This is a genomic window from Amycolatopsis sp. NPDC104819, assembly GCF_055583145.1.
Window position 1 is genome coordinate 15,056 of sequence record NZ_JBVJON010000009.1, and the last position, 26,227, is coordinate 41,282.

The 26,227-nt window shown below is 68.8% G+C and carries 26 protein-coding genes; 9 read left to right on the top strand and 17 right to left on the bottom strand.

The features are described from left to right. Positions 1-6 precede the first annotated feature (6 nt). The 12 genes from ACZ63E_RS28175 to ACZ63E_RS28230 all read right to left on the bottom strand — a co-directional run bounded on the left by ACZ63E_RS28175 (position 7) and on the right by ACZ63E_RS28230 (position 13,463). Positions 7-708 (bottom strand): glycosyltransferase family 2 protein, encoded by a 702-nt coding sequence (locus ACZ63E_RS28175; protein ID WP_465339122.1) that lies wholly within the window; start codon positions 706-708, stop codon positions 7-9. Then, positions 705-1,973: a bifunctional PIG-L family deacetylase/class I SAM-dependent methyltransferase gene (locus ACZ63E_RS28180; RefSeq protein WP_465339123.1), complete on the bottom strand. Its 1,269-nt coding sequence runs from the start codon at positions 1,971-1,973 to the stop codon at positions 705-707. The genes ACZ63E_RS28175 and ACZ63E_RS28180 overlap by 4 nt, the downstream gene beginning before the upstream one ends. After that, a complete protein-coding gene (locus tag ACZ63E_RS28185) occupies positions 1,970-2,971 on the bottom strand; it encodes an acyl-CoA dehydrogenase family protein (RefSeq protein WP_465339124.1) in 1,002 nt (333 codons plus the stop codon). Before ACZ63E_RS28185 ends, ACZ63E_RS28180 begins: the two co-directional genes overlap by 4 nt. A 188-nt stretch (positions 2,972-3,159) precedes the next feature. After that, positions 3,160-3,594 carry an SRPBCC family protein gene (locus tag ACZ63E_RS28190; protein ID WP_465339125.1) on the bottom strand — a complete coding sequence of 145 codons (435 nt, stop codon included), beginning with the start codon at positions 3,592-3,594 and terminating at the stop codon, positions 3,160-3,162. Between the two features lie 15 nt (positions 3,595-3,609). Beyond that, positions 3,610-3,735, bottom strand: a complete 126-nt coding sequence (locus ACZ63E_RS28195) for a hypothetical protein (protein WP_465339126.1) — start codon at positions 3,733-3,735, stop codon at positions 3,610-3,612. 17 nt (positions 3,736-3,752) lie between these two features. After that, complete coding sequence (locus ACZ63E_RS28200; RefSeq protein ID WP_465339127.1) at positions 3,753-4,226, bottom strand: SRPBCC family protein; 474 nt, start codon at positions 4,224-4,226, stop codon at positions 3,753-3,755. A gap of 997 nt (positions 4,227-5,223) precedes the next feature. Beyond that, positions 5,224-5,373: a hypothetical protein gene (locus ACZ63E_RS28205; protein WP_465339128.1), complete on the bottom strand. Its 150-nt coding sequence runs from the start codon at positions 5,371-5,373 to the stop codon at positions 5,224-5,226. Between the two features lie 297 nt (positions 5,374-5,670). Next, complete coding sequence (locus ACZ63E_RS28210; RefSeq protein WP_465339129.1) at positions 5,671-7,548, bottom strand: hypothetical protein; 1,878 nt, start codon at positions 7,546-7,548, stop codon at positions 5,671-5,673. A 229-nt stretch (positions 7,549-7,777) separates the two neighbouring features. After that, on the bottom strand, positions 7,778-8,020 hold the full coding sequence (locus ACZ63E_RS28215; RefSeq protein ID WP_465339130.1) for a hypothetical protein: 243 nt from the start codon (positions 8,018-8,020) through the stop codon (positions 7,778-7,780). A gap of 1,033 nt (positions 8,021-9,053) precedes the next feature. Further along, a complete protein-coding gene (locus ACZ63E_RS28220; protein ID WP_465339131.1) occupies positions 9,054-10,859 on the bottom strand; it encodes a glycoside hydrolase family 15 protein in 1,806 nt (601 codons plus the stop codon). Next, positions 10,856-12,070: a glucose-6-phosphate dehydrogenase gene (locus tag ACZ63E_RS28225; protein ID WP_465339132.1), complete on the bottom strand. Its 1,215-nt coding sequence runs from the start codon at positions 12,068-12,070 to the stop codon at positions 10,856-10,858. The genes ACZ63E_RS28220 and ACZ63E_RS28225 overlap by 4 nt, the downstream gene beginning before the upstream one ends. 25 nt (positions 12,071-12,095) lie before the next feature. Next, a complete protein-coding gene (locus ACZ63E_RS28230; RefSeq protein ID WP_465339133.1) occupies positions 12,096-13,463 on the bottom strand; it encodes a mycothione reductase in 1,368 nt (455 codons plus the stop codon). Between the two features lie 57 nt (positions 13,464-13,520). Here ACZ63E_RS28230 and ACZ63E_RS28235 point away from each other — a divergent pair, with 57 nt between their 5' ends. Together ACZ63E_RS28235 and ACZ63E_RS28240 are read left to right on the top strand one after the other, a co-directional pair. Further along, positions 13,521-13,820, top strand: coding sequence for a maleylpyruvate isomerase N-terminal domain-containing protein (locus ACZ63E_RS28235; RefSeq protein ID WP_465339134.1), 300 nt, complete (start codon positions 13,521-13,523; stop codon positions 13,818-13,820). Between the two features lie 24 nt (positions 13,821-13,844). Next, entirely contained in the window at positions 13,845-14,201 is a 357-nt protein-coding gene (locus tag ACZ63E_RS28240; protein WP_465339135.1) for a hypothetical protein, read from the top strand. A 400-nt stretch (positions 14,202-14,601) separates the two neighbouring features. On the opposite strand, the gene ACZ63E_RS28245 is transcribed toward ACZ63E_RS28240, so the two are convergent. Beyond that, positions 14,602-15,018 carry a hypothetical protein gene (locus tag ACZ63E_RS28245; RefSeq protein WP_465339136.1) on the bottom strand — a complete coding sequence of 139 codons (417 nt, stop codon included), beginning with the start codon at positions 15,016-15,018 and terminating at the stop codon, positions 14,602-14,604. A gap of 1,008 nt (positions 15,019-16,026) precedes the next feature. Between ACZ63E_RS28245 and ACZ63E_RS28250 the strand changes: the two genes are divergently transcribed. Together ACZ63E_RS28250 and ACZ63E_RS28255 are read left to right on the top strand one after the other, a co-directional pair. Then, positions 16,027-16,290: a hypothetical protein gene (locus tag ACZ63E_RS28250; RefSeq protein ID WP_465339137.1), complete on the top strand. Its 264-nt coding sequence runs from the start codon at positions 16,027-16,029 to the stop codon at positions 16,288-16,290. A 187-nt stretch (positions 16,291-16,477) separates the two neighbouring features. Then, positions 16,478-17,404, top strand: coding sequence for an XRE family transcriptional regulator (locus tag ACZ63E_RS28255; protein ID WP_465339138.1), 927 nt, complete (start codon positions 16,478-16,480; stop codon positions 17,402-17,404). A 45-nt stretch (positions 17,405-17,449) separates the two neighbouring features. Here ACZ63E_RS28255 and ACZ63E_RS28260 read toward each other — a convergent pair whose 3' ends face one another. After that, on the bottom strand, positions 17,450-20,752 hold the full coding sequence (locus ACZ63E_RS28260) for a protease pro-enzyme activation domain-containing protein (RefSeq protein ID WP_465339139.1): 3,303 nt from the start codon (positions 20,750-20,752) through the stop codon (positions 17,450-17,452). Between the two features lie 261 nt (positions 20,753-21,013). Here ACZ63E_RS28260 and ACZ63E_RS28265 point away from each other — a divergent pair, with 261 nt between their 5' ends. The 5 genes from ACZ63E_RS28265 to ACZ63E_RS28285 all read left to right on the top strand — a co-directional run bounded on the left by ACZ63E_RS28265 (position 21,014) and on the right by ACZ63E_RS28285 (position 23,906). Continuing rightward, positions 21,014-21,175: a hypothetical protein gene (locus tag ACZ63E_RS28265; protein WP_465339140.1), complete on the top strand. Its 162-nt coding sequence runs from the start codon at positions 21,014-21,016 to the stop codon at positions 21,173-21,175. Positions 21,176-21,220: 45 nt separating this feature from the next. After that, positions 21,221-21,466 (top strand): hypothetical protein, encoded by a 246-nt coding sequence (locus ACZ63E_RS28270; RefSeq protein ID WP_465339141.1) that lies wholly within the window; start codon positions 21,221-21,223, stop codon positions 21,464-21,466. 248 nt (positions 21,467-21,714) lie between these two features. Then, positions 21,715-22,167, top strand: coding sequence for a hypothetical protein (locus tag ACZ63E_RS28275; protein ID WP_465339142.1), 453 nt, complete (start codon positions 21,715-21,717; stop codon positions 22,165-22,167). Positions 22,168-22,604: 437 nt separating this feature from the next. Next, positions 22,605-23,042 carry an SRPBCC family protein gene (locus tag ACZ63E_RS28280; protein ID WP_465339143.1) on the top strand — a complete coding sequence of 146 codons (438 nt, stop codon included), beginning with the start codon at positions 22,605-22,607 and terminating at the stop codon, positions 23,040-23,042. 6 nt (positions 23,043-23,048) lie between these two features. Then, a complete protein-coding gene (locus tag ACZ63E_RS28285; RefSeq protein WP_465339144.1) occupies positions 23,049-23,906 on the top strand; it encodes a DUF1295 domain-containing protein in 858 nt (285 codons plus the stop codon). On the opposite strand, the gene ACZ63E_RS28290 is transcribed toward ACZ63E_RS28285, so the two are convergent. Genes ACZ63E_RS28290 through ACZ63E_RS28300 form a run of 3 tightly spaced genes read right to left on the bottom strand, consistent with a single transcriptional unit; the run spans position 23,836 to position 26,095 of the window. Beyond that, positions 23,836-24,582 (bottom strand): hypothetical protein, encoded by a 747-nt coding sequence (locus ACZ63E_RS28290; RefSeq protein WP_465339145.1) that lies wholly within the window; start codon positions 24,580-24,582, stop codon positions 23,836-23,838. The genes ACZ63E_RS28285 and ACZ63E_RS28290 overlap by 71 nt on opposite strands. Continuing rightward, complete coding sequence (locus ACZ63E_RS28295; RefSeq protein ID WP_465339146.1) at positions 24,579-25,625, bottom strand: tyrosine-type recombinase/integrase; 1,047 nt, start codon at positions 25,623-25,625, stop codon at positions 24,579-24,581. The genes ACZ63E_RS28290 and ACZ63E_RS28295 overlap by 4 nt, the downstream gene beginning before the upstream one ends. After that, positions 25,622-26,095 (bottom strand): hypothetical protein, encoded by a 474-nt coding sequence (locus tag ACZ63E_RS28300; RefSeq protein WP_465339147.1) that lies wholly within the window; start codon positions 26,093-26,095, stop codon positions 25,622-25,624. The genes ACZ63E_RS28295 and ACZ63E_RS28300 overlap by 4 nt, the downstream gene beginning before the upstream one ends. Positions 26,096-26,227 lie beyond the last annotated feature (132 nt).

The following is a 26,227-nucleotide window of genomic DNA, read 5'->3' on the forward strand; positions in this document are numbered from 1 at the left end:
CTGCGGTCAGGCGGAGGGTTCATCGCGTAGCGTGCGCAAGAGCGCCGCGAGGCCGTCCGGGGCGCGGCCGACTAACCGAGCGCTCGTTCGCACCTTTGCCGCTGGTTCTACCTGGCACCGGTACCCGGCTTCGTTGAGACGTCGCCACAGGTCGTGGTCCTCTCCGGTCCGGCGGACGCCGAAGCCGCCGACCGTGTCGAATGCGTCCGCGCGCACTCCGAGGTTGGCGCCGTAAACGTTAACTCCCCCGGCGACCACCGCGCGGTAGCGCTGCGCCGCGTACGAACCGGAGAGGGACCCGGCCAGCTCGGCCGGGCCGGTGACCGCGTGGGTACCGCCGTCGGCCCGGCTCAGGTGCATAGCTGCCCAGCCTGGGTCGACCTGTGTGTCGGCGTCGGTGTTGAGTAGCAGCACTCCCGGGGACGCGTGCCCGGCCAGCTCGGCTCGCACCGCGTGGGCGCCGAGGTCGCGGACTTCGCCGATCGTGCGGGGCCGGCCGGTGACCACGACGCGGCCGGCTGCCCAGCCGTCGAAGACCGAGCGGGCGTGCGGAGCGGTGTCGTCGGCGCACCGGTCGGCGACTACGCACACCGCCCGCTCGACCCGGGCAGGCAGCCGCCACAACGCCCGCCGGAGCGCGCGCAGGCACGGCTCGATCAGGTCCTGCTCGTCCCGGGCCGGGACGACCACGCCGATCGCTGTGATCACCGGCGCCGCAGCACGTGCAGCAGGAACGCCTCGTCGGTGTGGGCCACCACCTGCTCGAACGCCGGGTGCACGAGCAACCGTTCGTGGGCCTCGGCGGCGTCGCGAGGCGCCTCCGGGGCCCACGGCCGCCAGTGCACCGCGACCAGGTCCCCGCCCGGTACCAGCGCTAAAGCCGACGCTTCGATGGTCGCATCGAGATCGGCGTCGTCGAGATAATACAGAAGTTCGCTGTACACCAGCAGATCCACCGGTCCCTCCGGGATCCCGGACGGAACAGATCCACCGTGGACGTCCACATGCGACAGGTCGGCGACCGCGGAAGCTGCCCGGGAGACGGCGTCGGGTACCGGGTCGAAGGCGTACAGCCGGTCACAGCGCGCGGCCAGTTCACGGGTCAGCAGCCCGAGCCCGCAGCCCGGCTCGACGACGGTGCCGTAGTGCTCCCGCGGCAGGGCAGCGAGCAGCACCGCGCGTTTGCGCCGCTCGTACCAGCCGCCCGCGACGTGCCACGGGTCGTCGGCGGCGGCATACAGCTGCGCGAACCGGCTCACCGGCGCCGAACGCACAGGCGGCTCACGGAAGAACGTCTCGGCCGGCCGGTCGAAGTGCGCGCGGACCTCCGGCGGCAGGATCGGGTCCTCACCCCGCGGCCCGGGCTTAAGCTGGGACGGGAACGCCGCGACGGCGGCGGCCTTCGCGGCACGCTCGGCGCCGGTCAGCCGGTAGGACCGCGCCCGCTGCCAGGGAAGCTCCTCGTCCGCGGGGTCCCGCCAGTGCCACAGCCAGATCGGGTACGACCAGCGGTGCGCGGACACCGGCGCGGCGGCGAGCGCGGCCCGCCCGGCCGCGCGGTGGTCCGAGTGCGGGTCCTGCGGCCACGGCAGCAGCACGAGATCGCAGCCTTCGGCGCGCTCGCGCAGCGCCTCGGTCATCGTGTCCTCGTGCTCAGAGAGACCCGAGTCGGGCAGGCCGAGCCAGACCGGCTCGACGCCGGAAAGTCCTTGCTCCCGCAGAGAATCCCGCAGTTCCCGGCGCCGGGTGCGGCCCAGCTCCCGGCGCTCGTCCGGGCCGGCGTCCGGGAACGCGGCCTCGCCGTCGGTGGCCACCACGAGCGTCACGGCGGTGCCCGCGGTGTGCAGGTGCTGCAGCAGGCCGCTCGCGCCGAGGGTTTCGTCGTCCGGGTGGGCGGCGACGACCAGCGCGCGGGTGAACGGGTCGTCGGTCCACTCGGGCAGCTCGCGCGTCCACGCCGACTCGGGCGTCACACGGCCTCCCCGGCGTCCAGCACCTGACGGCCCAGCGCGGCGAGGTCGCGTTCGGCGTGGTGCTGGCGGACGTAGACGCCGAGGTCGGCCAGCCGCTGCGCGAACCGGCGGTCGCGGCCGAGCGGGGTCGCGCCGGTCAGCCGGGGCGCGTGGTCGAGGATCTCGCGGACGGCGTGCTCCACCCCGGCGCGGCACGTGCTGGCGACGTGCCACGGGTCGGCGGCCTGCTCGATAGTGCCGGCCGCGTGCAGCAGCAGCGTCTCGGCCGAGCGCAGCGCGGCGTACATCGCGCCCAGGTGGGCAAGCTGGTGGTCGTCGGCGCGGCCGGTGTCGCGCAGATACGCCACGACGCCGTCGACGACGGCGGCGGCGCCGCCGAGCCAGACGGCCGCGACCCCAGCCCCGCCGAGAGCGAAGCCGGGCCGTCCGAGATACCAGTCCGGCGGGCCGATGAGGGAGTCGGCGGACACGAGGATGTCGTTGAAGACGACGTCGCCGCTGTCGGAGGCGTCCATTCCGATCGCCTGCCAGGTGTCCGGGTGCCGCTGCACGCCCGGGTCGGTGAGGTCGACGTCGACCAGCCGGTCGCCCGCCGCGACCACCGCGCGGTCCAGCACCGACAATCCGGAGCAGAACCGCACGATGCCGACGAGCCTGCCGTCTTCGAGGACCGCGCCGGTGCCGCCGGACTTGGCCGCCCAGACGCCGTAGAGCGCGCCGGGCACGGGGGTCAGGCCGGCCTCGGCGAGGATCGCGACGGCGTCGGTGTGCCCCTCGGCCAGCCGGGCAAGGGTCAGGTCGATCCGGCCGAAGGCGGCCAGGGCAGCCCAGCGGCCGACCAGCCGGCCGGTGCCGGGCTGCGGCAGGTCGAGCGCGCCCGCCGCGTACAGCGTGCGGAGGTCGGACCCGATGGAGGCGGTGGACCGGGGCAGCGGCAGCGGCTTCGGCGGAGCGGTTTCCAGCAGACCGTGCACTGGTCTGGCCTCCCACGTGATCATGCGACGTAACTACCCGGATCACAGGCAATCACGCACGAACGGCGGCTTGCGTGAGTGGATTGCTTCTGCAGAACCTCGGACCGGCAATCGTGATCGGCTTCAACGGGCACCGACGGGTGCGGTCCGAATCCGCCGCCATTCGGGGTCCGGCGCAGACGACGCCGAACCCCGCTCTCGCACGGGCTCCATCAGGCAGAAGCGCCGAGAATCTGCTTCAGACTCTTCTCGGTATCGGCGCCCACTTTTTCGAAGACGACCTTCGCGATCGGCGCGGCGAGCTTCGCGGCACCGTGGAACTCGATCGTGGCGTGATAGGTCAGGGTGGTGGCCGATCCTTCTGCGGTGAGGCTGATGTCGTCGGTGGAGGTCGCGGTGTCGTTGCGGCCCACGAACACCACGCGTCCGGGCTCGAGGCGAGTGAGTTCGTAGATCAGTTCGGTCTCGATGCCGGCGATCTTCGAGGTATTGCGCCAGCGCGAACCGACGGCGACCGGGCCGCCGTCGAGCCGCTCACAGGACTGCGTGCCGGGATCCCATTCCTTGGCGTTGGCGAAGTCCTTGAGGTAATCCAGGGCCTCCAGCGGTGAGGTGGCAACGGTGAAGGTGCGGGTCACATCGACCATGGGTAGCTCCTCGGGTCAGCCCGACTGCGGGTCGGAGTCGTCGTGCTCGTCACCGGACGACGTGCCCTGCTCGCCTCGCGCTTCTTCCTCGTTCGCCGATTCCGCGGCGTCGCGGCGCTCCTCGGCGGACGGTTCGGTCATGGCGGTTCTCCTTGCACTCAGACGTGGTGCTGGCCGGGGCGATCGACGTCACCGCGCCACGCTCCGGTCTCGTGTCCGTCACGGGTTTCGATGAACTTCTTGAACCGGTCGAGGTCGCCCTGGACCCGGCGATCGAGAATGCCGAGCTTGTCGGCGACGTTTTCCACGAAGCCTTCGGGGTCGATGTCCATCTGGACGGTGACCCGCGTCGTGGTGTCGTCGAGGCGGTGCACCGTCACGACGCCGGCATGGTCCGGGCCAGAGTCGGACTTCCACGCGACCCGCTCGTCGGGGTTCTGCTCGGTAATCGTCGCGTCGAATTCCCGGGTGACACCGGCCACGCTGACCGTCCAGTGGGTGTGGGTGGCCTCGCGCTGCTCGATGTGGTCGACGCCTTCCATGAAACGCGGGAAGTCGGCGAACTGGGTCCACTGGTTGTAGACGGTGCGCACGTCGGCGGCGACGTCGACGGACTTGGTGATCGTGCTCATACCGCTGTCAGCTCCTTCAGATGCTGTGGGAGACCGTGCCTGTCGAGCGTGGTCTCTGGTCGGCTACCCGGTGAACCGCTGCACAAACGATTCGGATTCGGATGAGTAGCGGCACGAGGCGCAGTGGTGGCCGGGCGGAGTGGGCTGTGGTCGCCGCGCGAACGACCGCTGGCCATCGTGAGCCGGGGGCGGTGCCGGTTTGTTGCCGGTGCCGGGTCGTCGGACCGCTGCGGCGGGTTGTGGGATCACCCAGATCCTCCAGGCAGCAGGACCCACCCGGTCTATGGCCGGGCAAACACTGCCGCCGATGCCGGCTGCCGGCGCGCTACTCCGCCTCCACAGTCTCGGCTGTCGAGCGGGCGGTCAGCTGCCGATACCGACCACGGCTGCATCTCGCTCGACGCGCGTCAACCTCAGACGCCGACATGGGGAGTCACCTGAGGTCGGGCTTCGTACCATCTATCTTCTGCCGCACGCGCCATCCGTCACCGGAAAATTCGTCGCACACGTGGTCGATGTAGTGCTGTCGGGCCAGCTATCGTCAGTAGTCACACAAACCGGCGTGACGGCGGTAACCGCAGGTGAAGGAGGCAACACGCTGCACCGAGATGCGCGGAAGGGTGCGCCGATCGTGGTTGACTGCGCGATGGCGCCATTAGGCCGAACGATTGAACTGGGGAGGACGCACGGCGGACGAGCCGGACCTGACCGGAGCGACGGTGTACGAGGCCGCAGAGCGGCTATCGCTCGGCGGGGGACGCTGGTACGCATTGTCCGATGACACGACCTACCTCAAGCCAACAGACGGGCAATACGCCCGTCGATCATCGCAGCGCACACGCTCCGCGACCGCCCCGTCTGGACCGAGGTCACCGGCGACTAGTCCGCTCCGACGCGCAGTAGAACGCGTCGAACTCTGTCGAGCGACATGCTAGTTGGCCCGAGGTTTGTCCAGCTCAGTCATCGCTCGACATGGGCAACGGTTTACGAAGTGTCCTCACAGAGCCGACCTGGTCATCGAGATCGACTCCGCACACAACCCGCGCAGTGTCGAGAAGCTGCAGTCCGCCCACGCCGCGGGCACGGTCAGCAGCTGGATCCGCCGGCGGGCCGGCCCGCTGCACGAGATCCCCGGCGTCACCGTCATCGACCTGCGTCCCACCTCCGGTGGCGGCGCTCAGGACTCTTCGGTCCAAGCTCGGTAGAGGCCCCAGCCTGGACGCGGCAGACCGCCTGGTGTGCATCCGCGGCTCCGGAACTGCTGCTGACCGAGGCGGCAGTGTTCGCTCACATCGCCGAAGAGGACACCCCCGACGAACGGCTGCTCAAAACACGATTCCCGTCCGGACGGTTCCCGTGCCACTTTTGCGCAGGCGCCTGAGCGCCGACCTCCGTATCGCCGTTCATCGGCCCACGCGGCGACAACCACTGTCCGAGAAGGCCGTCACTGCCCGGGAATGGCGGCTTCGAGTCCAGGGCGGTCATCGAAAAGCTGGGTCCAGCGGCCATCGAAACCGCCGTTGGCCTGGGTGTACCACTCACCGCGAAGCCACTGGCCGTTTTCGGTGGAACTACTGGTGGCGACGGTGCCGTCGTGGACCATGAAGTCGTGTTGCCACCAGTAGGAGTTGGGCGAGTCGTAACGACCGCTAGCCATCTGGCGGGTCCAGCCGAGACTGTCTTTGCCGGTTCCGGCGTAGCCGGGGAAAGTGTCGGAGTCAGGGGGAAGGTCTTCGTCGGCCTCGGCCGAGTAGACGCCGTAGAGCCAGCTCTTGTGAATCAGTCCTTCGCGGCCATCGGTGAGATCGGATGCCGAGTTGTCACGGGACGCGCTGTAGAAGGTCTGGCGTCCGGCGCTCACCTCGGTCGCGCCCGCTTCATTGGTCACCGGTGACTCGAGGAGGACGTCGTCGCTGACCGTCGACAGCCAGTGGGTGGGCCAGGCCGGGTTCTGCGACCAGTGGGTCGGGATGATGTCGGCGATATCCTGCAGTTCGTAGGTGAGACGCTTGGCCTGGTACCAGGCCACGGTGTCGCCGTTGTCGTAGCCGCTGCTCAGCGTGGCCGCGTTGGCGAAGGTGAGTGCCTGGGCGTTCCACGCGGCGATCGCGGCCGATGACGTCTGCGGGACGAAGACGTAGTGGACGTTCTCGTCATGGTCCTTGCCGCTGACCTCGACCTCTGCGTCGTTCGTCGGGGACTGGGCGGCCAGCGAGGCGTAGGTGTCGTTGACGTAGCGCAGTTCGTGACCGTGCGTGGCGAGGACACTCCCGGCTTCGTCGGCCTGCCAGATCATCAGGTGCCGGCCGGTGGCGGTGTTCATGAAGTTGAACCCGCTGTCACCCCGTTTGCGGATGATGTGCTCGCTGTGGTGGGTGATCGTCGAGTTGTTCACGTACTCGCCGGCACCGGGGCTGCCGGTCACGTTGCGGACGACGATCTCGATCCGCTCCCAGTCGTGGATCTGGGATGCTTCCTTGTCTGCCGCGTTGTACACGTGGTAGAGCAGCACCAGCGATTTGACGCCGCCGATGGTGTATTCGATCAACGACGTGTAGAGAGTCGGTCGGATGCGCCAGTTCGCGTAGGGGCTGGTGTTCGCGTGTGCTGCGGCGGCGGCCACGTACTGGGCGCCCTGGCGCCAGTCCGCCCGGTTGGTCGCGAAGTCGTGGTCCTGGTCGAAGTCGAAGTTCGTCAACCAGTCACGGCCGGGCTGACCATCGTTCTCGTTGGCTCGTTTGAAGATTACCGGCGCGTAGTAGTTCAGATACGCCTGGCGTTGCGCGGTCGTGAGGGAGAACGGTGCCGGCATTGGAGCGTCACCGCCGTCGCAGTTTTCGTCGCAGGGCGGTGGGCAGGGGTAGGTGATGTCGTCACACGGCATGGGTGGCTCGATGCCCGCGTTTGCCTGGGGCGCGGCGCCGAGCAAGAGGATGATGCTCGCCAGAACCGCCGTAACCGTCTTGATCGATCGCCTTCTGGGTGCTGTCACGGACCCGACATCGCGAATTGATTGCCAACCGTTGACAAGATCAGAACGCAGGTAACCGCCGCCAATTCGCCGTAAAACCGAGCCGTCCGGAGTTCTTTTCGATGTTCTGCGAGCCAGATACCCGCTCGGCGTTCCGCCCACCGTGATCCCTTCCCGGTCTCGCAAGATCAATAAGGCGCGGCACCGTCGGCTGCAGCTACCGGCACGACGCTGTGGATGGTCGCCGAACAGTCGCAGCGCCGCAACGCAGCCGCGCGCGGCGGACATTGCGAGCGGCTGCTCCCGGGTCCGCGGCTGCTCGACGAACGCCTCGCCCTTGCCCGCGTCCACTGCCCTGACTGCAACCGTGGCCTGGATCGTTCCGGCCAGGAACCGCGCATGCCGCCGGACACATCGAAATGTCGGCGCTCGTGGCCGTCGGGGCGGTCGTTCCGGCGCCGTCCTTCGACGACACCGTCGGCGCCGGCCGCGCAGGTGGGCGCTGCAGGGTCAACGGGGATGCGAGGTCACGCTCGTCGTGACCGGCCCTGATCGCGCAGACGAGCCGAGACGGGCAAGTTCAGCCGTCGGACCAGCTGACGTATCCGTAGGTGTTGCGGCCGCAGCCGAGCCACGTCACCAAGTACCCCTGGGCCTGCAGCTGATCGGCGAGTGCGGTGCCGTTGGCGGTGCACTGTGACGGGGTGGAGCCGGTGACTTTCTGCTCGTAGTAGTGCGTCTGGGTGGTGGCGTGAGCCGGTCCCGCACCGGCCAGGGCGGCCACGGCCGCGACGGCCATCCCCGTGGTCAGTTTCTTCATCATGCGGGCATTCCAGCATGATGAAGAGGCGGAGTTGTAGGCAATTTTGACCGTCCGAGCGAGTGAACAAGAGCATCGGCGACGGCGAACTCCAGCCCGCCCGGCAGTCCGAGACCGGGCCCTGCCCACACAGTGCCAGTTCTGCAGCGGTAGTGAGCGTCGATGTTGTAGTAGATCATTTTGTTTCAGGGGCCGAGTGCAGGAGTGGACCGTGAGGAATCGGGGGGGCGAAGCCTGCCGACGTATCACCTGACTGCGCCATCCGGCGCGGTCATGGCACTGCCGGGTGGTCCGGGGAATGACGGAACCCAGCGGGCGGAGGCGAGTCGTCGAGACGCCACTGTCGGGGCTCAGCCCACCGGGGCCCGGTCCAAGCCGATTCACTGGCCCGTCGCCGAACCGGTCGCGCTCCCGCAGCGAGCATCCGTATGAGCAGCACACCGGTCCCAGGACCCGACCCGGACTTGCTTGTTCCGGGTGGCTCGTCGCGGCGGTGTGCCGATCGGCTCACCCTCCGATTCGGCCGAACAGCACGCGGCACGATCCGGGCTCAGGGAAGGTGTGGCGGATGAAATCCGCGACGAGGGCTCGTCCGCATCGATGGTTTCCCAAGTGACGCGCAGCTCGGGGTCGGTCCGCTTTGCCTGATGTGCCAACGGCAGCCGGGAGGGGGTCCGGCTGCCGCGGTGAGAGCACACCCAGCCCCCTGGGAGGTTGAGAGCCATCGGGGAGACGCTGAAATGAGAGTGCCGGCGTCAGCGGGTAGTCAACCGTAAGCGATCTGACAATTCTGCCGAACGGCCTATGTCACGCCGACGCCGAGCTCACCGTGCTGGAGGCGTGGCCCGGGCAGGATCAAGCGCCTTGTCCGATGAGCCGTTGACCAGAACTCAGGAGCGTGCCAAGAGTCCGGGTAGGCGTGCACGTTCTCCAGGTCGTTGTCGGTGACGTCTTCTGCGGCGTGGGCAGTTGGAGATCCATCAGCTCATTCCATGGTCGGCGTGACAGTGGCCATCGGTTGTTCGTGGATCGTCCGTCACCCGTCCAGTGCACGATCGAGGTTGATCGCGGAACTGATCAGGGAAAGGTGGGTGAAGGCCTGGGGAAAGTTGCCCAGCTGGTCACCGGTCAAGCCGATCTGCTCGGCGTACAGACCGACGTGGTTGGCGTAGGTGAACATCTTCTCCAACGCCAGCCGCGCGTCCTCGACCCGTCCGACGCGCGCCAAAGCCTCCACGTACCAGAACGAGCAGATCGAGAACGTCCCCTCGGAACCGGCCACCCCGTCGGGCGCCTCGTCCGGGTCGTAGCGAAAGACGAGGCTGTCCACGACCAGGGTGTTCTCCAGCGCGTGCAGCGTGGCGACGAAGCGCGGATCGGTGGGGCTGCAGAACTTCACCAGCGGCATCAGCAACAGCGACGCGTCGGGAACGAAGTCGTCGTAGCGCTGGGAAAAGCTGTTCTTCGTCTCGTTCCAGCCGCGCGTCTGGATCTGCTGGTAGATCTCGTCGCGGACGCTCGTCCAGCGCGCGAGGTCGGCGGGCAGCCCCCGGCGGCGGGCGACGCGGATCATGCGCTCGATCCCCACCCAGCACATCAGCCGGGAGAAGGTGTGGTCTTGCCGGCCGGAGCGCGCTTCCCAGATGCCTTCGTCCGGCCGGTCCCAGTGCTCGACCAGCCAGTCCAGCACCTGGACCAGGTTGTGCCACGCCGAGTGGGAGATGCCGGCGCTGTACTTGTCGAACAGGTAGATCGAGTCGATCAGCTCCCCGTAGATGTCCAGTTGCAATTGCTGGGCGGCGGCGTTGCCGATCCGGACCGGCGCCGAGCCGCGGTAGCCCTCCCAATGGTCGAGGACTTCTTCCTCCCGCGCGGGATCGCCGTCGATGGTGTACATCACCCGCAGCGGCCCGAGGTCACCGTCGCCGGGGTCCTCGAACCGGCCGGTGAGCCACCCGAAGAAGTCCTCGGCTTCGCAGGTGAACCCCAGGCGCAGCAGGGCGTAGAGCGAGAACGCGGCGTCCCGGATCCACACGTGCCGGTAGTCCCAGTTGCGCTCGCCGCCGACCTGTTCCGGCAGCCCGCAGGTCGGCGCGGCGATGATCGCGCCGGACGGCTCGTGGGTGAGCAGTTTCAGCAGCAACGCGGAGCGGTGCACCATCTCCCGCCAGCGTCCGGTGTAGGTGGACTGCGCGATCCAGGACCGCCAGAACTCCACTGTGGCCTGGAAGAGCTCTTCTACCTCGCCGGCCAGGGAACCGCCGGGCAGGTCGGCATCGAGCACCTCGAGCACGAACAGGGCCGTCTCGCCGGGGCCGAGGTCGAATTCGCCGGCGAGGCCGTCGTCGGTCCGCTTCAGGGAGGTCGATGTCCTCAGGCCCAGCCGCAGCCCTGCGCCGGCGAAGACGGTCCCGTTCTCGGTGCTTTCCGTCCGGTGTGTCGCACGAGCGTAGTCGAAGCGCGGCCGGATGTCGGTGCGCAGGCGGACGTGCCCGCGGATGTTCACCACGCGGCGCACCAGCCGCTGCCGGTGATCGGGGTCGCGCCGGCGGCGAATGGGCATGAAGTCCTGGACCTCGACGATGCCGTCCTCGGTCAGGAAGCGGGTGACCAGGATGTTGGAGTCGGGGATGTAGAACTGGTGACGGTTGGTCACCTCGCAGACCGGCTGCAGCGCCCACCGGCCGCCGTCATCGGCGTCGAGCAGCGCGCCGAACACGCTGGGGGAGTCGAACCGGGGTGCACAGAACCAGCTGATCCCGCCGTCGGTGCCGACAACGGCGGCGGTGCGCAGGTCGCCGATGAGACCGTGCTCGGCGATCGGGAGGTAGCGTTCGTTCATCGCCCGTCCGCGTCCCAGCCGTCGATGCCGGCCAGCCGCTCCGCGTCGTGCGGGCCCCACGTGCCGCGCGGGTACCGGTGGGTGGGTGGCGGTGAGTCGAGGACCGGCGCACTCACCTCCCAGAGCCGCTCGACTTCCTCGGCGCTGACGAACCAGGTCCGGTCACCGCGCAGCGCGTCGTGCAGCAGGCGGGCGTAGGCCGAGGCGTCCGACTCTCCGGTGAGGTCGAACCGGTGCGGGCCCGCGGTGACCGTGACGCGGGTCTGCGGCAGGGCCTTGCCGGTCCGCAACCGGAACGGCACTCCCTGCCAACGGCCGGTGTCCACAAAAGTTTCCAGCGCCACGAAGGTTTCACGATCGGATTTCCGGTCGACGTCGTCTTCGTCGCGATAGCCCTCGTACTGGCCGAAGACCGTGCGCGCGGGATCGAAGGGCCGCAGCGCGCGGAACACGGCCAGCCTTGCGGCGCGCACGGTGTCAGCGTCCCGGCGTTCGGGAGGGTTCATGGCCAGCATGCCCAGGAGCTGGCACAGGTGAGTGGGGACCATGTCGCGGAAGGTGCCGGTGGACTCCATGAACGAGCCGCGGCCTTCGATGTCGATCTCCTCGGGGGCGTCGATCACCACCGACGACACCTGTTCCGCCACCTTTCCGGGCAGGTCTCGGACGGCTTCCTTGCCGAGAAAGTGGTCGATCCGAAACACCTTCTCTTCGGGAAAGATCGCACGGACCGTGTCGTTCAGGTCTCGCGCCGAGGCCAGGTCGTGCCCGATCGGCTTCTCCAGGATCAGCCGGGCATCGTCGGCCAGGCCGGTGTCGCCGAACATCCGCACCATCGGCCCCATCGCCGCCGGCGGAACGGACAGGTAGAGCATCGTCCGGGTGTCCTCGCCCGAGTCCGCGCGCGCCGCCCGCACCGCGGCGGCGAGGTCGTCACCGTCATCGCTGTCGGACACCACGAACGACAGGCGTTCGGCGAAGGAGCTCCAGGTTTCCGCGTCGACATCGGCGTGGTCCCGGACTTTTTCCCCGAGCGCGGCGCGGAACTCGTCGTCGCTGCCCGGCGACGTGCGCCCGGACCCGATCACCCGGAATCCGTCCGGCAGCTTTCCTTCGCGCCACAGCATGACGAGACCGGGGAACAGGAGCCGTTCGGCGAGGTCGCCGGTAGCGCCGAAAATCACCAGGACGTGCGGCGGGATCTCCGACATGGTGCACCTCAATCTGTGGGCGGGGTCAGCTGGTCAGGTCCTGCAGTGCGTTCTCGACGACTTCGGTGAGTGCCGGGTGGATCCAGTACGGCGCCGCGGCGAGCGTCGGGGCGTCGATGCCCAGCGTCATCGCCAGCACGACGGGCTGGATGAGCGTCGGTGCCTGCGGTCCCATGATGTGCGCGCCGAGCAGGCGGCCGGTGCCGCGTTCGGCGATGATCTTGCAAAAGCCGGAGTCGTCGGCCAGCGCCCACCCGTAGGCCACGTCGGCGTAGCGCCGGGTGCCGACGACGTAGTCGATGTGCTCGGCACGGCAGTCCTGTTCGGTCTTGCCGACGGTGGCGATCTGCGGCCGGGTGAACACGGCGGCCGGCACCACGTCCCGGTCGGTGCTGCGGAGGTCGCCGGGGTGGCGCAGGTTGTGTTTGACGACGTCGGCTTCGCGGTTGGCCACGTGCTTGAGCTGGATCGGTGTGCAGACGTCGCCGAGGGCGAACACACCGTCGGCGGTGGTGCGCTGGTGGGCGTCGACGACGATCCGGCCGTCGTCGTGGGTGCCGATCCCGGCGGCGGGCAGGTCGAGCCGGTCGCCGTTGGGGATGCGTCCGGAGGCGACCAAGAGCCGGTCGGCGGACACGACCGAGCCGTCGTCGAGAACCAGCCGCAGCGCGCCGGCCTCGCCTTCGAGCCGGGTCAGCTCGCGGCCCAGGCGCAGGTCGAACCGTTCGCCGGCGAGCCGGGTGAACGCCGCCGCGACCGTTTCGTCCTGTGGACCGAGCAACCGGTCCGCCTTCTCGACGACGGTGATGTCACTGCCCATGGCGGCGAACACCTGAGCCAGTTCGGCGGCGATGTAGCCACCGCCCAGGACCGCGAGGTGGGTCGGTGGCTCGTCGATCCGCATGATGGTTTCCGAGGTCTCGTAAGGCAGACCGGACTCCTCGACCGGCGGCGGGATTGCCGGGCGTGCACCGGCGGCGATCACCACCTGGTCCGCGTCGACCTCGATCGGCCCGTCGGCTGCCTCGATCCGGAGCCGTCGCGGCCCGGCGAACCTGGTCTGTCCGGTGTAGACGGTGATGAAGTCGCTGTCCCGGCGGCCGTGCTCGCCGCTGTCGCGCAGCTCGTCGACCCGGCCGAACACGCGGTCGCGGACCGCGTGCCAGCGCACCCCGCGCAGTTCGGCGTCGAGGTCGAACCTACCGGCGGCGCGGATCTCGTCGGCGACCTCCGCAGTGTGCGCGAGCATCTTGCTGGGGATGCAGCCGTGGTTCAGGCAGGTGCCGCCGAACGGGCCGGCGGTGATGATCGCCACGTCCAAGCCATCGAACGAGTCGTCGACGACGGTGTTCCCGGAACCCGCGCCGACGATGATGAGGTCGTGATGCCGCATTGACGGATGCTAAGCGTCCGTTCGGCGTAGCGCACGGCGAGCGAGAGCCGGACGAGCGTGCTGCACTGTCGGGGTGGATCCGTCGCGGAGTGGACACACGCGCAAGATCGTGTGCAACGAATGACGAGCTCCCTCACTGTGGAGGAAGCGGCCAGGAAGGTCCCGGCTTGTCCGGACTGGTCGGTGCGCGACCTGCTGGCCCACATGATCGGGCTGAACGCCGATGTGCTGGCGGGCGACGAGCCCGAGGACCACAACGACGAGTGGACGCAACGACAAGTCGACCGCCGCGCGACCGCGCCGATCACCCGGCTGCTGGCGGAGTGGGCGGATCTGGTCGCGCCGATGCGGCAGTGAATGGGTGAGCATACCAGCCGTCCGTTGAACGACATTCTCATTTACGAGCAGGACCTGCGTGGTGCGCTGGAAATTCCGGGAGGGCGCACCGCACCGGGGTTGGCCGGGTTGCGCGACGACTTCGCCGGGCGGTTCGGGACCGCCGTCGCCGGCTGTGCGCCGATCCCGCTCGACGGTGGCGCCTGGAGATGGGTTTCCCGAGGAGCGCCCGATGACGCGGTGACCGTCGTCAGAGCCGGCGAATTCGATCTGACGCGAGCTCTGATGTCCCGAAGGTCGGCAGCTCAGTTACGGTCGTGGACCACGCGCGGGGAGCTGGAGCCCTACCTGTCCGGGTTCGCCGCGCTCGGTGACCTGCCGGATCAGGATATCGAGGAATAGCCTGCGGACGTGAGCGAGACGTACTGAGTCCGCGACGCACTGGATGAGGAGACCCGGATGGTCTCCACGGCACGAAATCACCGGTGCCCGACCTCGTCCGCCTACTAACCGCGTTGGCCGGCGTCGAGCAGGATGTCTTTGCTGATGCACGAAAACTTCGGGAAGAGCGCTTTTCACCGTCGGCCATGCGCCGCGGGTTACGCGGTCGCGGCGACGTCGGCGCCGGTGACCGCGGCGACCACCTGGTGCGCATCCACCGCAGGGTCATGCACCTAGCGCAAGAACGGCCCTCGTCAGCTGACCATGTCATCGCTGTCCGGACAGGACCGCTGCGGCGCGCGCCGCGGTCTTTCCTCGGCCGGCGAGTTCATCGACGTCGCCCGAGGCGCCCCGCCCGAAGTCAGGGCAGATGAGCTTCCCGGTCAAGAGGGGTAGCGACGACCGGCAGCGTCTGCAGGGCTGCCCGGGCTTGGCCGAGGGTGTCAGGCCAGGACGCGATCAAGGCTTTCCACGCTCCGCGCAGCGACACCCCTTCGGCCAGTACCAGGTAGGGACCGTCGCCGCGGTGGGAGGCCAGCACCACCCCGGTCCGGTCTTCTTCGGGTGCCCGAGGGATCCCGCCGGGCAGGAAGCTGAGCAAGCTGGTCGAACCGCTGCCGGTGATGTCGTCGGTCAGGCCGGTGCCGGTGAACCGGAGCGTGCGCCGGTGTTCGCGGTCTTCGGCGGGGATCGGGGCGTCGGGGTAGGCGAGGTTGTACTCGGCGGCGGAGGCGAACATCGCCGGTCTGGGAGCCGGTTCGGCCGGCGATGACGTCACCACCGGATCCTAAGTAAGCAGTAGCCGGTCGGCTCGCTGATCACGTGCCCCTCGTCATTACGGTGCGTATTGCCTGGTGAAAGCCGTCAAAGTGGATTCGAGTGTCCCTCGGCTGGGTACTTCTTCGGTACACCTGAGCAAGCAGCACCGCAGCCACCGTCGCGTGGTGTCCGGTCGAGTTGTCGCGGCCGGAAACGGGGCTGCCGGCCAGTGACCTGCGCTGTGTTTCCGCCGTACCGGATGACTGTGGAGGCTCGAGATGACGAATGACTCAGGCAAGTGGCACACCGACCTGCAGCGCCAGGAGCAGGAGCTGCACCGGCGTCGCGTCCGAGCCGCTCGGCCCGCTCCCAGGGTGCCGACGACACCCCGGTAGCGCTGACCCGCCGTATCGTCCTCCAGCCCGCGATCGTGACCGCCGACACATCGCGTTTTGTTGTCTCGGTCAGCGGGAACTGTCCTTAAGGTGCTTGAGGAAGACAAGCAGTCATGACGTGGCGGGGCGGGGGCCCAGCTGAGGGGGATGTGACCAGCGAGCCGGGGACAGGCACCGCCTCCGTAGCGGACCCGCCGCCGGTGGCTCACGAGCCGCCGACGGCGGGTCTTTGCGTGCAGCTCTCCTGCCCACGCTTCGCATCGCCGTCGTTCGGCTGAGCGGTGACGGCGTTACCACAGGTGAGCACGCCCGGAGTGCCGGTACCGCGGAAGGCGTAAGCCGCGGCTGAACGGGGCATCCTCAGCCGAGCCGGTGATGTCGGATAGAAACTGGGGCACATCATCGAGGACGGCTGAGCGCATCTACCGGTTAGCGCAGCACCGTCGCCATCGCACGGGCACGTTGATCGCCCTCTCGTTGGCCGCCGGGTTCAGCGTGCTCAAATGCCGTGACTGGTGGGTGGCTTGGCGTGCTCGGTGCGGTCTTCTTCGTCGCGGCCGGTGTCGTGTTCCGGCATGAGCGCACCAGGGTGAGCGGGGCTTTGATACGTCTTCGGGCTGTCGAGGACGCGTGTGGATGCTGAGAAGATCATGCTGCGCGGATACGACATCGACGGCAACCTCAGCTTGTTGCTCGACACGGCGGGCACGCACCACAGTGCCGTCACCGACTACCAGGGCAGTGTCCTGGCCCTGGTCGACGATTCCGGCGCGGTGATCGGCAGCGGTGAGGCTGTCGTGCTGGTAGACGGGATCGATGAGCTGCCAGCCAAACGCCGGTCGGAGATCTGGGCGTGGCTGAGCGAACTGATCAGCACGTGGGCTCGTGGGGCGTAGCCGTACTCTGCATCCGCTCGGTGGTGACGAAGTAGAGGGACGCGCCGGTGCCGTTCGGCGGCAGGCAGATGATGTCCTTGTGCGTCGTCGTCGATCTCGCCGACGGCGGCTCCCTGGTCGGCGGGCGGGTGCTTGTCTGCGCCCCGGCCGGCGGCGATAGTGGTATGACGCCGTCCCGAGGAGGCCCGTGCCCGCCGAACGCCTTCCCGTCGCGCTCCCCGACGACCGGGAGTTGCGAAGGTTGCTACGCCAAGGAACCTTCGCGCAAGTCCTCGACCACTGCCTGAACGTCAATGGGCTAAGCCTTAAACGCCTGCAGGACCAGCTCGCGGTCCGCGGCGCGCAGGTCAGCCGGGCGGCGCTGAGCTACTGGCGTACCGGGCGCAACCGGCCGGAACGCGACGAGTCGCTGCGGGCGGTGCGAGCGCTGGAAGACCTGTTCGGGCTTCCCGAGTCCACCCTGGTGTCCCTGCTCGGACCGCCCCGGCCACGCGGTCGGGCCGCGGAACCGGGATCAGTGGACCGCAAGCGGATGTGGCCCGGGCACAACCCGCTGCTGGTCGCGCTGGCCGCGCCGGCCGATGACCGGCTGCGCTACCTCACCGTGCACGAGCACGTCTTGGTCGACGCCGACCGACGGCTCGCGGAGGTCCGCACCCGGATGGTGGTGGAAGCTCAGCGCGACCACTTGGATCGCTTCCTCGTCTACCAGTGGGTCGAGGAGTCGGACCTGCCGGAACTCTTCGAGCCGCGGTCCTGCCGCCCCGGCCGGATACGCCGCGATCGGGAAACCGGGGCCACGGTCTGCGAGCTCGTGCTGGACCAGCAGCTGGCGGTGGGAGAACGGGCGGTCGTGGACTTCAGCTGGCGGTTTCCGCCCGGCCCCGAGCTCACTTACTACCACCGCCGGTTCACCCGCCCGGCCCGAGAACTGGTGCTCCAGGTCGGGTTCGCCGGGAACGCACCAGCGCTCTGCGTTCCCTACCGGCAGCGCACCCTCGCCGCTGCGCCCCGGCAGGGCAGGCCGCTGTGGATCGGTCCCTCCAACACCGCGTACTTGGTACTTGAGGACGTCCAGCCCGGGATCGCCGGGCTGAGCTGGGAGTGGGACTGACCGGTGGCCCCGATCGGGAGCCACCGGTCAGCCCTCCCCTCAGGATCAGTAGACGTACCAGGAGAACTGGTCGCGTCCGCTGGTCCCCGCGGTGTCGGTCGCGGTCGCCGTCACCTGGAACATCTGGTTGACGTTGCCCGCTGTGCCGCTGATCAACCCGGTGGAGGCGTTGATCGAAAGCCCGGGCGGCAGCCCGGTCGCCGACCACCGGTAGCTACCCGTGCCACCGCTCGCCGACAGCTGCAGGTTGACCCGCTGCCCGTGCTGGGTGAACTGGAACCCCGGGTCCTTCACGGTCACCGGCCCGCTGTTGCCCTTGGTCACGGTCAGCGTGTACGTGGTGTCGTGACTGGCCGTCGCGTTCTTTCCGGTGACGGTTACCTTGTAGGTGCCCGCCGGGGTCGACGCGCTGGTGGCGATGGTCAGCTTCGACGAACCGCCCGCGTTGACCGAGGCCGGGTCGAACGTCGCCGTCGCACCTGTGGGCAGCCCGGTGGCGGACAGCGCGATGTCACCGTCACCCGGGGTGTTGCCGATCTGGGCGTTGGCCCAGTCGCCCATCGAGCCCCACAGCTTGCCGTGCGCGTTGTAGGACGCGCAGTCGGTGCGCAGCCAGGAGAACACGCCGTAGATCTTGCCGTTGAAGTAGTACGGCCCGCCCGAGTCGCCCTGGCACAGGCCCTTGCTGCCGTTGCCGTAGCCGTCGCAGAACATGTAGTCCGGGTTGAAGATCGACGAGTCGATGGTCTTGCAGTTCTGACCGTCGACGGTGGGTAGCACAACCTCGCGCAGCTTGGTGTTCTTGTTGGCGTCGTTGGCGTCGGTCTTGCCGTACCCGATCGCGGTGCCCTGGGTGCCCAGCGGCAGCGTGTCCGAGGACGACGCGATCGCCGGGTAGGTCATGCCGGCGGGCACCGGGATGTCGGTCTTGGTGAAGATGATCGCCACGTCGTTGCCGTTGCGGAATCCTTCGTCACTCTGCGGGGTGTAGTCCGGGTGGATCCGGTACTCCGCGATCTCGATCCGGGTGCCCTGGCCGGTGTCAGCCAGGTCGTCACGCCCGTAGATCAGATACTTCGGGTCCCCTTGGGCGAACTTGCAGTGCGCCGCGATCAGCACGGCCCGTTTGGCGACCACGCTGCCGGTGCAGGACTGCTCCTGCGGGCGAACTCCGCCGGTGCGGTGCTGCGAAATGATGAACGGGTACTTGGCGACCGTGGTCGGCTGCCCGCCGATCACGCTTGGGCCCGCGCCCTGACCGGTGCTCGCCGCGGCCGTGGAGACGGTGGCCGTGGTGGACTGACCGGCCGCCACCGACCCGGAGTTCGGGTTGACGCTGATGGAGAAGTCGCCCTTACCGGAGCCGTTGACCGTCAGTGAAATCGTCGCCGTGTGGGTGGCGTCAGAGCCTTTGCCGGTCACCGTGACGGTGGCCGATCCCGGCGAGGCCGATGCCGACGCGGTCAGGGTGAGCGTGGCGGACTGGCCCGCGGTCACCGAGGCCGGGGTGAACGTCGCGGTTACGCCGTCGGGCAGGCCGCCGGCCGACAGTGCCACGGTCTGGGCGCTGCCCTTGGTGACCGTGGTGGCGATGGTCGAGGTCGCGGACTTGCCCGGGGCGACGCTGACCGATGCCGGGTTCGCTGCCATCGAGAAGTCGTTCGCGGCGGGCGGGGTGGTGCCGCCGATCAGTGAGTCGGCCAGGGTGTCGCCCTGCATGGAACCCCAGCCGGTGCACAGGTCGTAGCCGGTTCCCGCCGAGTAGGTGCCGTTGTTGCCGGTGGTGACGTCGTGGAAGTTCGAAGAGTAGGCGCTGCCCTTGGCGATCGAGTACAGCGTCGGGTTGATGCCGCCGAGATTGGCCTTGCCGCCGGCCTTGGCCTTCTGGTTGACCATGGCGATGTAGCCAGCCCAGAGGGGGGAGGACAGGCTGGTGCCTCCGACGTCCTGCCAGCCGCCGTTCATGTAGACCGACAGCGCGCCGGCGCCGTAGTCGGCGTCCATCGCGACGTCGGGCACCGAGCGGTGGGCGTTGCTTCCGGTCTGCCAGTCCGGGCGGTCGTAGATCGCCGAGTAGCCGCCACCGGAGCGGGTGTTGCCCGTGCCGCCCTGATTCCAGCAGGACTCGGAGGTGTAGGTGCCCGCGTTGTCGGCGGTGCGCAGCTGGGTGCCGCCGACGCCGGTGAACAGCGGGTCCGACGGCGGGTAGTCGGCCTGGACGGTCGAGTTGTCGCCGTTGTAGCCGCAGCCTGTGGCGCCCCAGTCGCCGGACGCCGACAGCATCGTTACGCCTTGGGCGGCGAGCTGGGTGTAGGAGTCGTGCGACGCCGGGATCGGGTCGGCTTCGCACTTCTCGCCGAGCAGCCAGGAGCCTGACAGAACGGTGATCGCGTTGTCGGAGGCGATCTTGGCCATCTGGTCGACCCACGCGGTGTCGGTGTTGGGGGCCTCGTAAACCACTTGCGCGGCACCGGGTGCGGTCGCCGCGACGGCCTCGATGTCGAGGGTGACCTCGAGCTGGTTGCTGCCGGGGCTCGACACGCCGCCGTCGACGGGGACCACCCGCGGGCTCACCGAGGGCTGGCTGAAATAGTTCGTCCAGGCGTTGATGTCGGACTGCTTGAACGCGTCGAACTCGATGAGCCCGACGGTCTGCCCGGCTCCGGTGTAGGACGCGGAGAGGTTCTTCATGTTGTAGGCGGTGCGGAACTGGGCGGGTGTGTAGCCGCCGGCCGGTCCACCGGGACCGCCCGGTGCGGACGCGCGATGCGCGACCTCCTGGTTGGTGAGGCCGGTGACGCCTCGCACGACGGTGGCGACGTCGGTCGGCACCTTCGGTGCGCTGTCGTTGGCGTAGAAGTGCTTCCCGTCGGGACTGGTGTAGCTGCTCAGCGGCGTGTCGAACGCTTTCGCCACGACGTCCGCCGGTGCGGATGCATCGACGACCTGGCGGTTACCGGACACCGCGTCGACGTGGAGTCCTCGGCTGCGCAGGAAGATCGCTACCTTGTCCACATCGGACTGGCGCGGTGCGAACTGCTCGTTGTACTCGGCCGAGGTGAGGAAGTGCCGGTAGGCGGGAGACCTCGGGTCGTTCACTGCGGCCACGAACCGGTCGAGACCGGCCTGGTTGTGCGGCCGCAGCGCCACCGCGACGTGCAACGGCGGAACGTTCGACAGCGTGCCGTCGCGGTGCGCGGCGGCCGGTATCGAGGCGCCTCGGGAAGCGAGCGGGACCAGCGTCGGTGGTGGAGCACCGCCGGTGGTGCCGGCCGCCACCGGTGTGGCGACCGTGACGAGACACGTCGCGAGCGCGACGGCTCGGAGAACGGACAGGGTTTTTGACACTGTTCCTCCACTTCGCGGGGACAGGGATCCGTCGGTACAAAAGCGCGCGACCGCCGGTGCCGGAAGACGCTAATCGCGTCACGGCCCTTTGGTGCGTGGGAAGTGAACGTTCAGAGTTTTTCACCGACACCCGGGTTGGCCGGGGGATTGCGGCAGTTCAGAGACTTTCCACGCGTCAATATTCCAGACCCGCGGGGTGGGGGTCAGGGAACTCTGGCGGCCGCCGCCCGTCCGCTACTTCTGCGATTCCGGATCACCCGCATGCAGCTCAGCGACCAGCTCACGGCGATGGTCGTGCACGGCGTCGCGCGGTGGACCGTGCGCGAAGGCGAGGAGTTGCAGTTCGCCGGCCGCGACCTACCCGGCACTGAAGCCGCCCGGTTTCCGACCCGGCACGGCCGGTCTACCGGCCACCCTCGGTGATCCCCGTGGCGCGTACGTGCACCTTGGCGGTGCCTGGCTGATGCGGTGCCAGGCGATGGACAACTAGTTGTTGCGGGTCATGACGTTGGTGACGCCGGCGAAGACGGCGCCACCGAAGCCGACCTGATGAACCTCTCCGGTCACGAAGACCGCCGCACCCGCCAGCGCTACCTCACACCCTCGAAGGAGAGCACCCCCCGCCGCCTCGACGACATCGACAATCGCCGCGGCGCGCGGACACCCGACGTCGACGAACTCGCCACTCGCATGACGCCCCTGACCAGCGGTTAACTCCTACCCTGCAGTTTGGGCCTGCTTCGGATTCGGTCCGGACACGCGCGCGGCACGCTCCTGTCGACGACGGCTCATCACGGCAACGTCCAAGCCCTCGGCGTAGGGCGCGAGGGCATTCTGGGCCCACGGGCGTCAACATGGAGGGCGCCGAAGGTGGCTGCGCGCCGGCGTGGACGTCACGAGCCGGGTTCGGGCTGTGGTGTCGCGGTTGCCCGGCGATGTCACCGATTGCGGCATTCGAGTGAATGCGCGGCGCGAGCAACAACCGAGCGGCTGTGCTGCGTGGCACGTGCATGATCATGTTTACAACCCGGTGTTCGGCCGTAGCCCTTGCCGCGGCGACCCTGGCCACGCTCGCTGTCGCCGCGCCTGCGGCACAGGCGGCAGATCCCAAAACCGATTTTCCTCGACTGACTTACGGCGCGAGCTACGCCGCGGGCTCGATCCGCTGGCACGCGCGCTCGATCGACGTCGACTACGGCATCAAGGCCCACGGGTGCTACTTGCTGGAGGCCATAACTCGTACACGCCTCGGCTTCGAAATGAGCAGAGGCGAATCGGGGTGGGTGTGCGACGGAAACGGGGTCAACACCTTCAACGTCAAGGCCGACGCTCCAGGCGGCGCCGGCGAAGTCACGCTCACGTTCTACGAGTTTCCTGATAGGTCTCGGGACAACGAGGAAGTGGTCCACCCGTAGCCTCACGGCGCCATGAAGGCCCGGGACCAACGGACCCGACCGCTCAGGCCGAGCGGTCGGGGAACCACAAGCCAGAGTGCTCGACGTTCTCGTTGTACGGGGCCAGCGGCCCGCTTTCCCGAGGTGGGGCGAGCGGGCCGGCTGACGGAGTGCACGGGCGCACGAAGAAACGCCGCCACCGCGCCGTCGGTACAGGCTCGCCGGTGACGAGCCGAAGCGCAGGCTGGTGGTCCGGTGTCGTGTCGTCAGCCGGGTGGTCGAGATCGTGCAGAGGGTTGCGGATGCCGAGCACCGCCGAGATGACCCCAGCCGCCCCCGATGTCGGGGTAGTCGTCTCGGTGGCCGTTCCCAGGGTCTGGGCGGCCCGGTGCCGGGGCGTGGATCGGCCGTTTCCGGGTAACCGGTCGGAGATCCGCACCCGAGGAGAGGACCCACCGGTGACCACCGTTTCGCGCACCTTCACCGTCGACCCCGCGCCGGCGGTCGTCGTCCCCTACCTGGCCGACTTCGGCCACGCCGAGCAGTGGGACCCCGGCACCGAAAGCTGCACCCGGAACGACACCGGACCGGTCCAGGTCGGCTCGTCGTGGCACAACACGTCCAAGATCGCGGGGATCGGGACCGAGCTGACCTACACGCTGGAGGAGCTCACCGGGGACCGCATCGTGTTCGTTGGGCGCAACAAGACGGCGACGTCCACCGAGACCATCGAGATCACCATCCACGGGACCGGTTCGGCCATCACCTACACCAACGACCTGGAGTTCAAGGGGGTCGCGAAGCTCGCGGCGCCGCTGGGCAAGGTGGTGTTCGAGAAGCTCGGGAACGACACCGAACGGCAGCTCACCGAGGTCCTCAACGGCCTGGGCCGCTGACCGGTGGTGGACATCGCCAACCTGCGCCGGGTGGCCGGGCTGTCGGCCGTGGTCGTGACGGCCGTGCAGGCCGCGACCGCGGTCATCGCCGTGCGCAAGGGCCGTCGTGACTACGCCGACGCCGTCTGGGGGCCCGGCCTGGCGGCCGTCGCCGTGAGCAGCGCACTCGCCGGGCGTGGTGACGCCCGCCGTCGCTGGGCGCTCGCGGCGGTCACCACCGTGTGGGCGGCGCGGCTGGAACGGCAGATGCTGGCTCGCTTGCGCGGCAGTGACCGCGAGGACCCGCGCTACACCGAGTTCCTCGACGGCGACTCGACCGCGGCGGTGGTGGGCAAGGTCTTCGTCACGCAGGGCCTGAGCCAGCTGCTGGTGTCCGCGCCGGTGCAGCTCGCCGCCGCGAGCGCCGTGCCCCGCGGCGCTCGCCGGTTGCTCGCGCCCGCCGGGCTGGCCGTGATGGCCGGTGGAGCGGTGCTCGAGGCGCTGGCCGACCACCAGAAGACGGAGTATTCGAAACGGGACCGGGACGAGCGTCCGGACGTGCTCGACACCGGCCTGTGGGGCTGGTCCCGGCACCCGAACTACTTCGGCGACTCCCTGGTGTGGGACGGCGCGTGGCTCGCCGCGGCCGCCTCACCCGCCGCGGTTTGGACGCTGCCGGCACCGGCGGTGATGACCTACCTGCTGATGTTCGCGACCGGCGCCAAGCGCACCGAACGGCGCATGCAGGAGCGCCCGGGCTACCGCGACTACCAGCGGCGGGTCGCGTTCTTCTTCCCCCGGCGACCGGCCGCGGCTAGGGCGTCCCAGAGGGGCTTCGCGGTGTCCGGCAGGTCGAGCAGCGCTTCGACGTCGCCAGTGAGGTAGAGCGGCACCGACACCGAGCTGTAGCGGCTGATCTCCTTCTTGTGATGGGTTTCGGAGTGATCCACCCGGACTCGACGCAGATGTCGAAGTGCCGCCGGTCGGCCTCGAGGATCGCCGCGGCGTTGTCCGCGGTCACCAGCCGGCCCGCGCGCAGTTCCTCGTCCCCGGCCAGGGCGTCCACGTCGGTGCGGGCGACGCGGCGCAGCCGGACCGTGATCTTACGATCGGCGGTGACCTGGTTCAGCTCGCGGTAGTGCCAGCCCAGCGACTCCGCGGCCTCGTCGAGCGACAGCGACCGTTCCAGCCACGCGGCCCGCTCGTCGATCACCGGCCGTACCTGCTCAAGGGGCAGGGCGTCGACGTCGGCCGGGGCGTACAGGTCGCAGCAGCGGCCCTTCTTCTCGAACACGTCGACGATGGCCAGGTGGCCCGCCTTGGCGAGGGCGCCGATGTCGGCGGGGTCGACGGCCAGGCCCAGGTGCTCGCCGAGCCGGTCAGCGCAACGACCGGCGCCGACCGGGTGCTCGGAGCCGAACTTCTCGACGATCGCGGGCACCAGCTGGCGCACCGCGTCGGCCAACTTCCCCCGCCCGGGCTTCGGTGCGCCTCGCTGTCGCGCGATCTCGTACTGCGCCAAGATCTGCTCGACGGGGTTGAGTTCCGTTGGGACGGTCATCGATCACCTCCGAGCGGAGTGCACCAGCCGGCGTGCTTGCTCGTGGGGCCTACGACCGCGAGGGGTGGCCCGCTTTGCCGCGTGCCGAGGTCGGCCACTTCGTCCTCGGGCGTCACGAGCTCGGCCAGGGGATGCGGCTCGCCGGTGAGTGCGGAGAGGGCGGCGGCAACTTCGTGGATGGTTGCCGAGGTGTAGGTCAACGTCACGCCTCCGCGATCAGCTGATGCGCCTGGGCCAGCGTGTCCGGCGTACGCTGCCGCAACCGCGTAGCCAAAGGAGCGCTCGACCCAGGTCAGCGTCGTGTAGCGCAGCCAGCGCGCCGTGACCCCGAGCGCTTTGGTCCACGGCAGAATCCGCCAGATCCGGTGCCAGAACGTTTGGTAGTTGTGGTAATGGAGTGGAACGCCGTTGCGGAGGCGCAGGAGCTGGTCGTCCGGGCCACTGCCGGGAGCCCGGGAATCGACGTGTTCCAGCAGCGCGATGAACAAGGTCGGCGAGACTGGCTGGCGGCGGTTCTTCCCGCCCTTCTCGCGCAGCAAGATGGTGGTGTCCATCGGATTGAGATCGTGCCGACGCAGGTTGAGCGCGCCGCCGGCGCGGCAGGCGGTCTCGCTGTGCAGACGCAGCAAGAGGCTGTCGAGGAGCGGATCGGGGCCGTGGTTGGCTGCGGCCCAGTTGATTTCGGCGAGTTCGCGTGGTCTGAGGGCGCGCCGGCTGGTGTTCCGGTGCTTGGTGTTCTTAAGATTGGCGACGGGGCTCTCGGACAAGGTGATCAGCTGGTCGCCGGCGGCGCACCGGTAGAAGCACTTCACGGCGTCGATGAACAGTGACCGAGCTCCTCGGCCGGTGTACGACGGGGATTTGGCGGCAGCGCGCTGCTGGACCAGGTTGGCCAGCTGGTTGATCTCCGAGGCGCGTGGCTCGTCGATCGGCCGGTCACCCCACTCGTCGACCAGCACCTTCCAGTAGAATTTCCAGGTCTTGCTCGACGTCTCGGCCGCCGCGGCGACTGCTCGCTCGTCGAGGGGCGTCTCCGCGCTCATCGGCAGCCTCCTCGCAGGTTGGCCTCGTGATGAGGCGCGAGCAGGCGATCGAGTTCGGCCATGGTGTAGATGACGAGCGTGTCGTGGACAGCGCTGGCAGCGAGCAAGAGGCGGTCGCCCGTGGTGATCGCGCAGCGTGCGCGCATGGGAGCGGGAACGCGGACTTCGCGCCGGGGTGTGAGGCGGTACCAGCCGGCGACTGCGCGGCGATAGGTTCCGATGCCTGCGCCGATCGTGGTGAGTGCGAGGGCGTCGTCGGGGGTCCAGCCGAGGGTGTCGATGATCGACTGTTCGGAGACGCGCCCGGAGCGATCGATGCGCGCGATCGCGTAGGTCCAGGTGGCCGCAACCGGCGGCGACGGCACTTCGGCGAGAGCCGGAGCGGGAGCGGCGGCAGAGCCTCGACGGCGATGCTCGGGGCGAGGAGGCTGGCCGTCGGGTACGAGGGCGGGAACGACGCGCTCAGCCACGGTCCCACCGCCGTGCCTCCTCGGTGCGGACAAGACCCTCGGCGATCAGGTGATCGCAGACTGGTACCGAAACACCGTTACGCTGGTGATGGGTCGCGCAAAACGCAGACTTAGCGGTTGGTCACCCAGCCT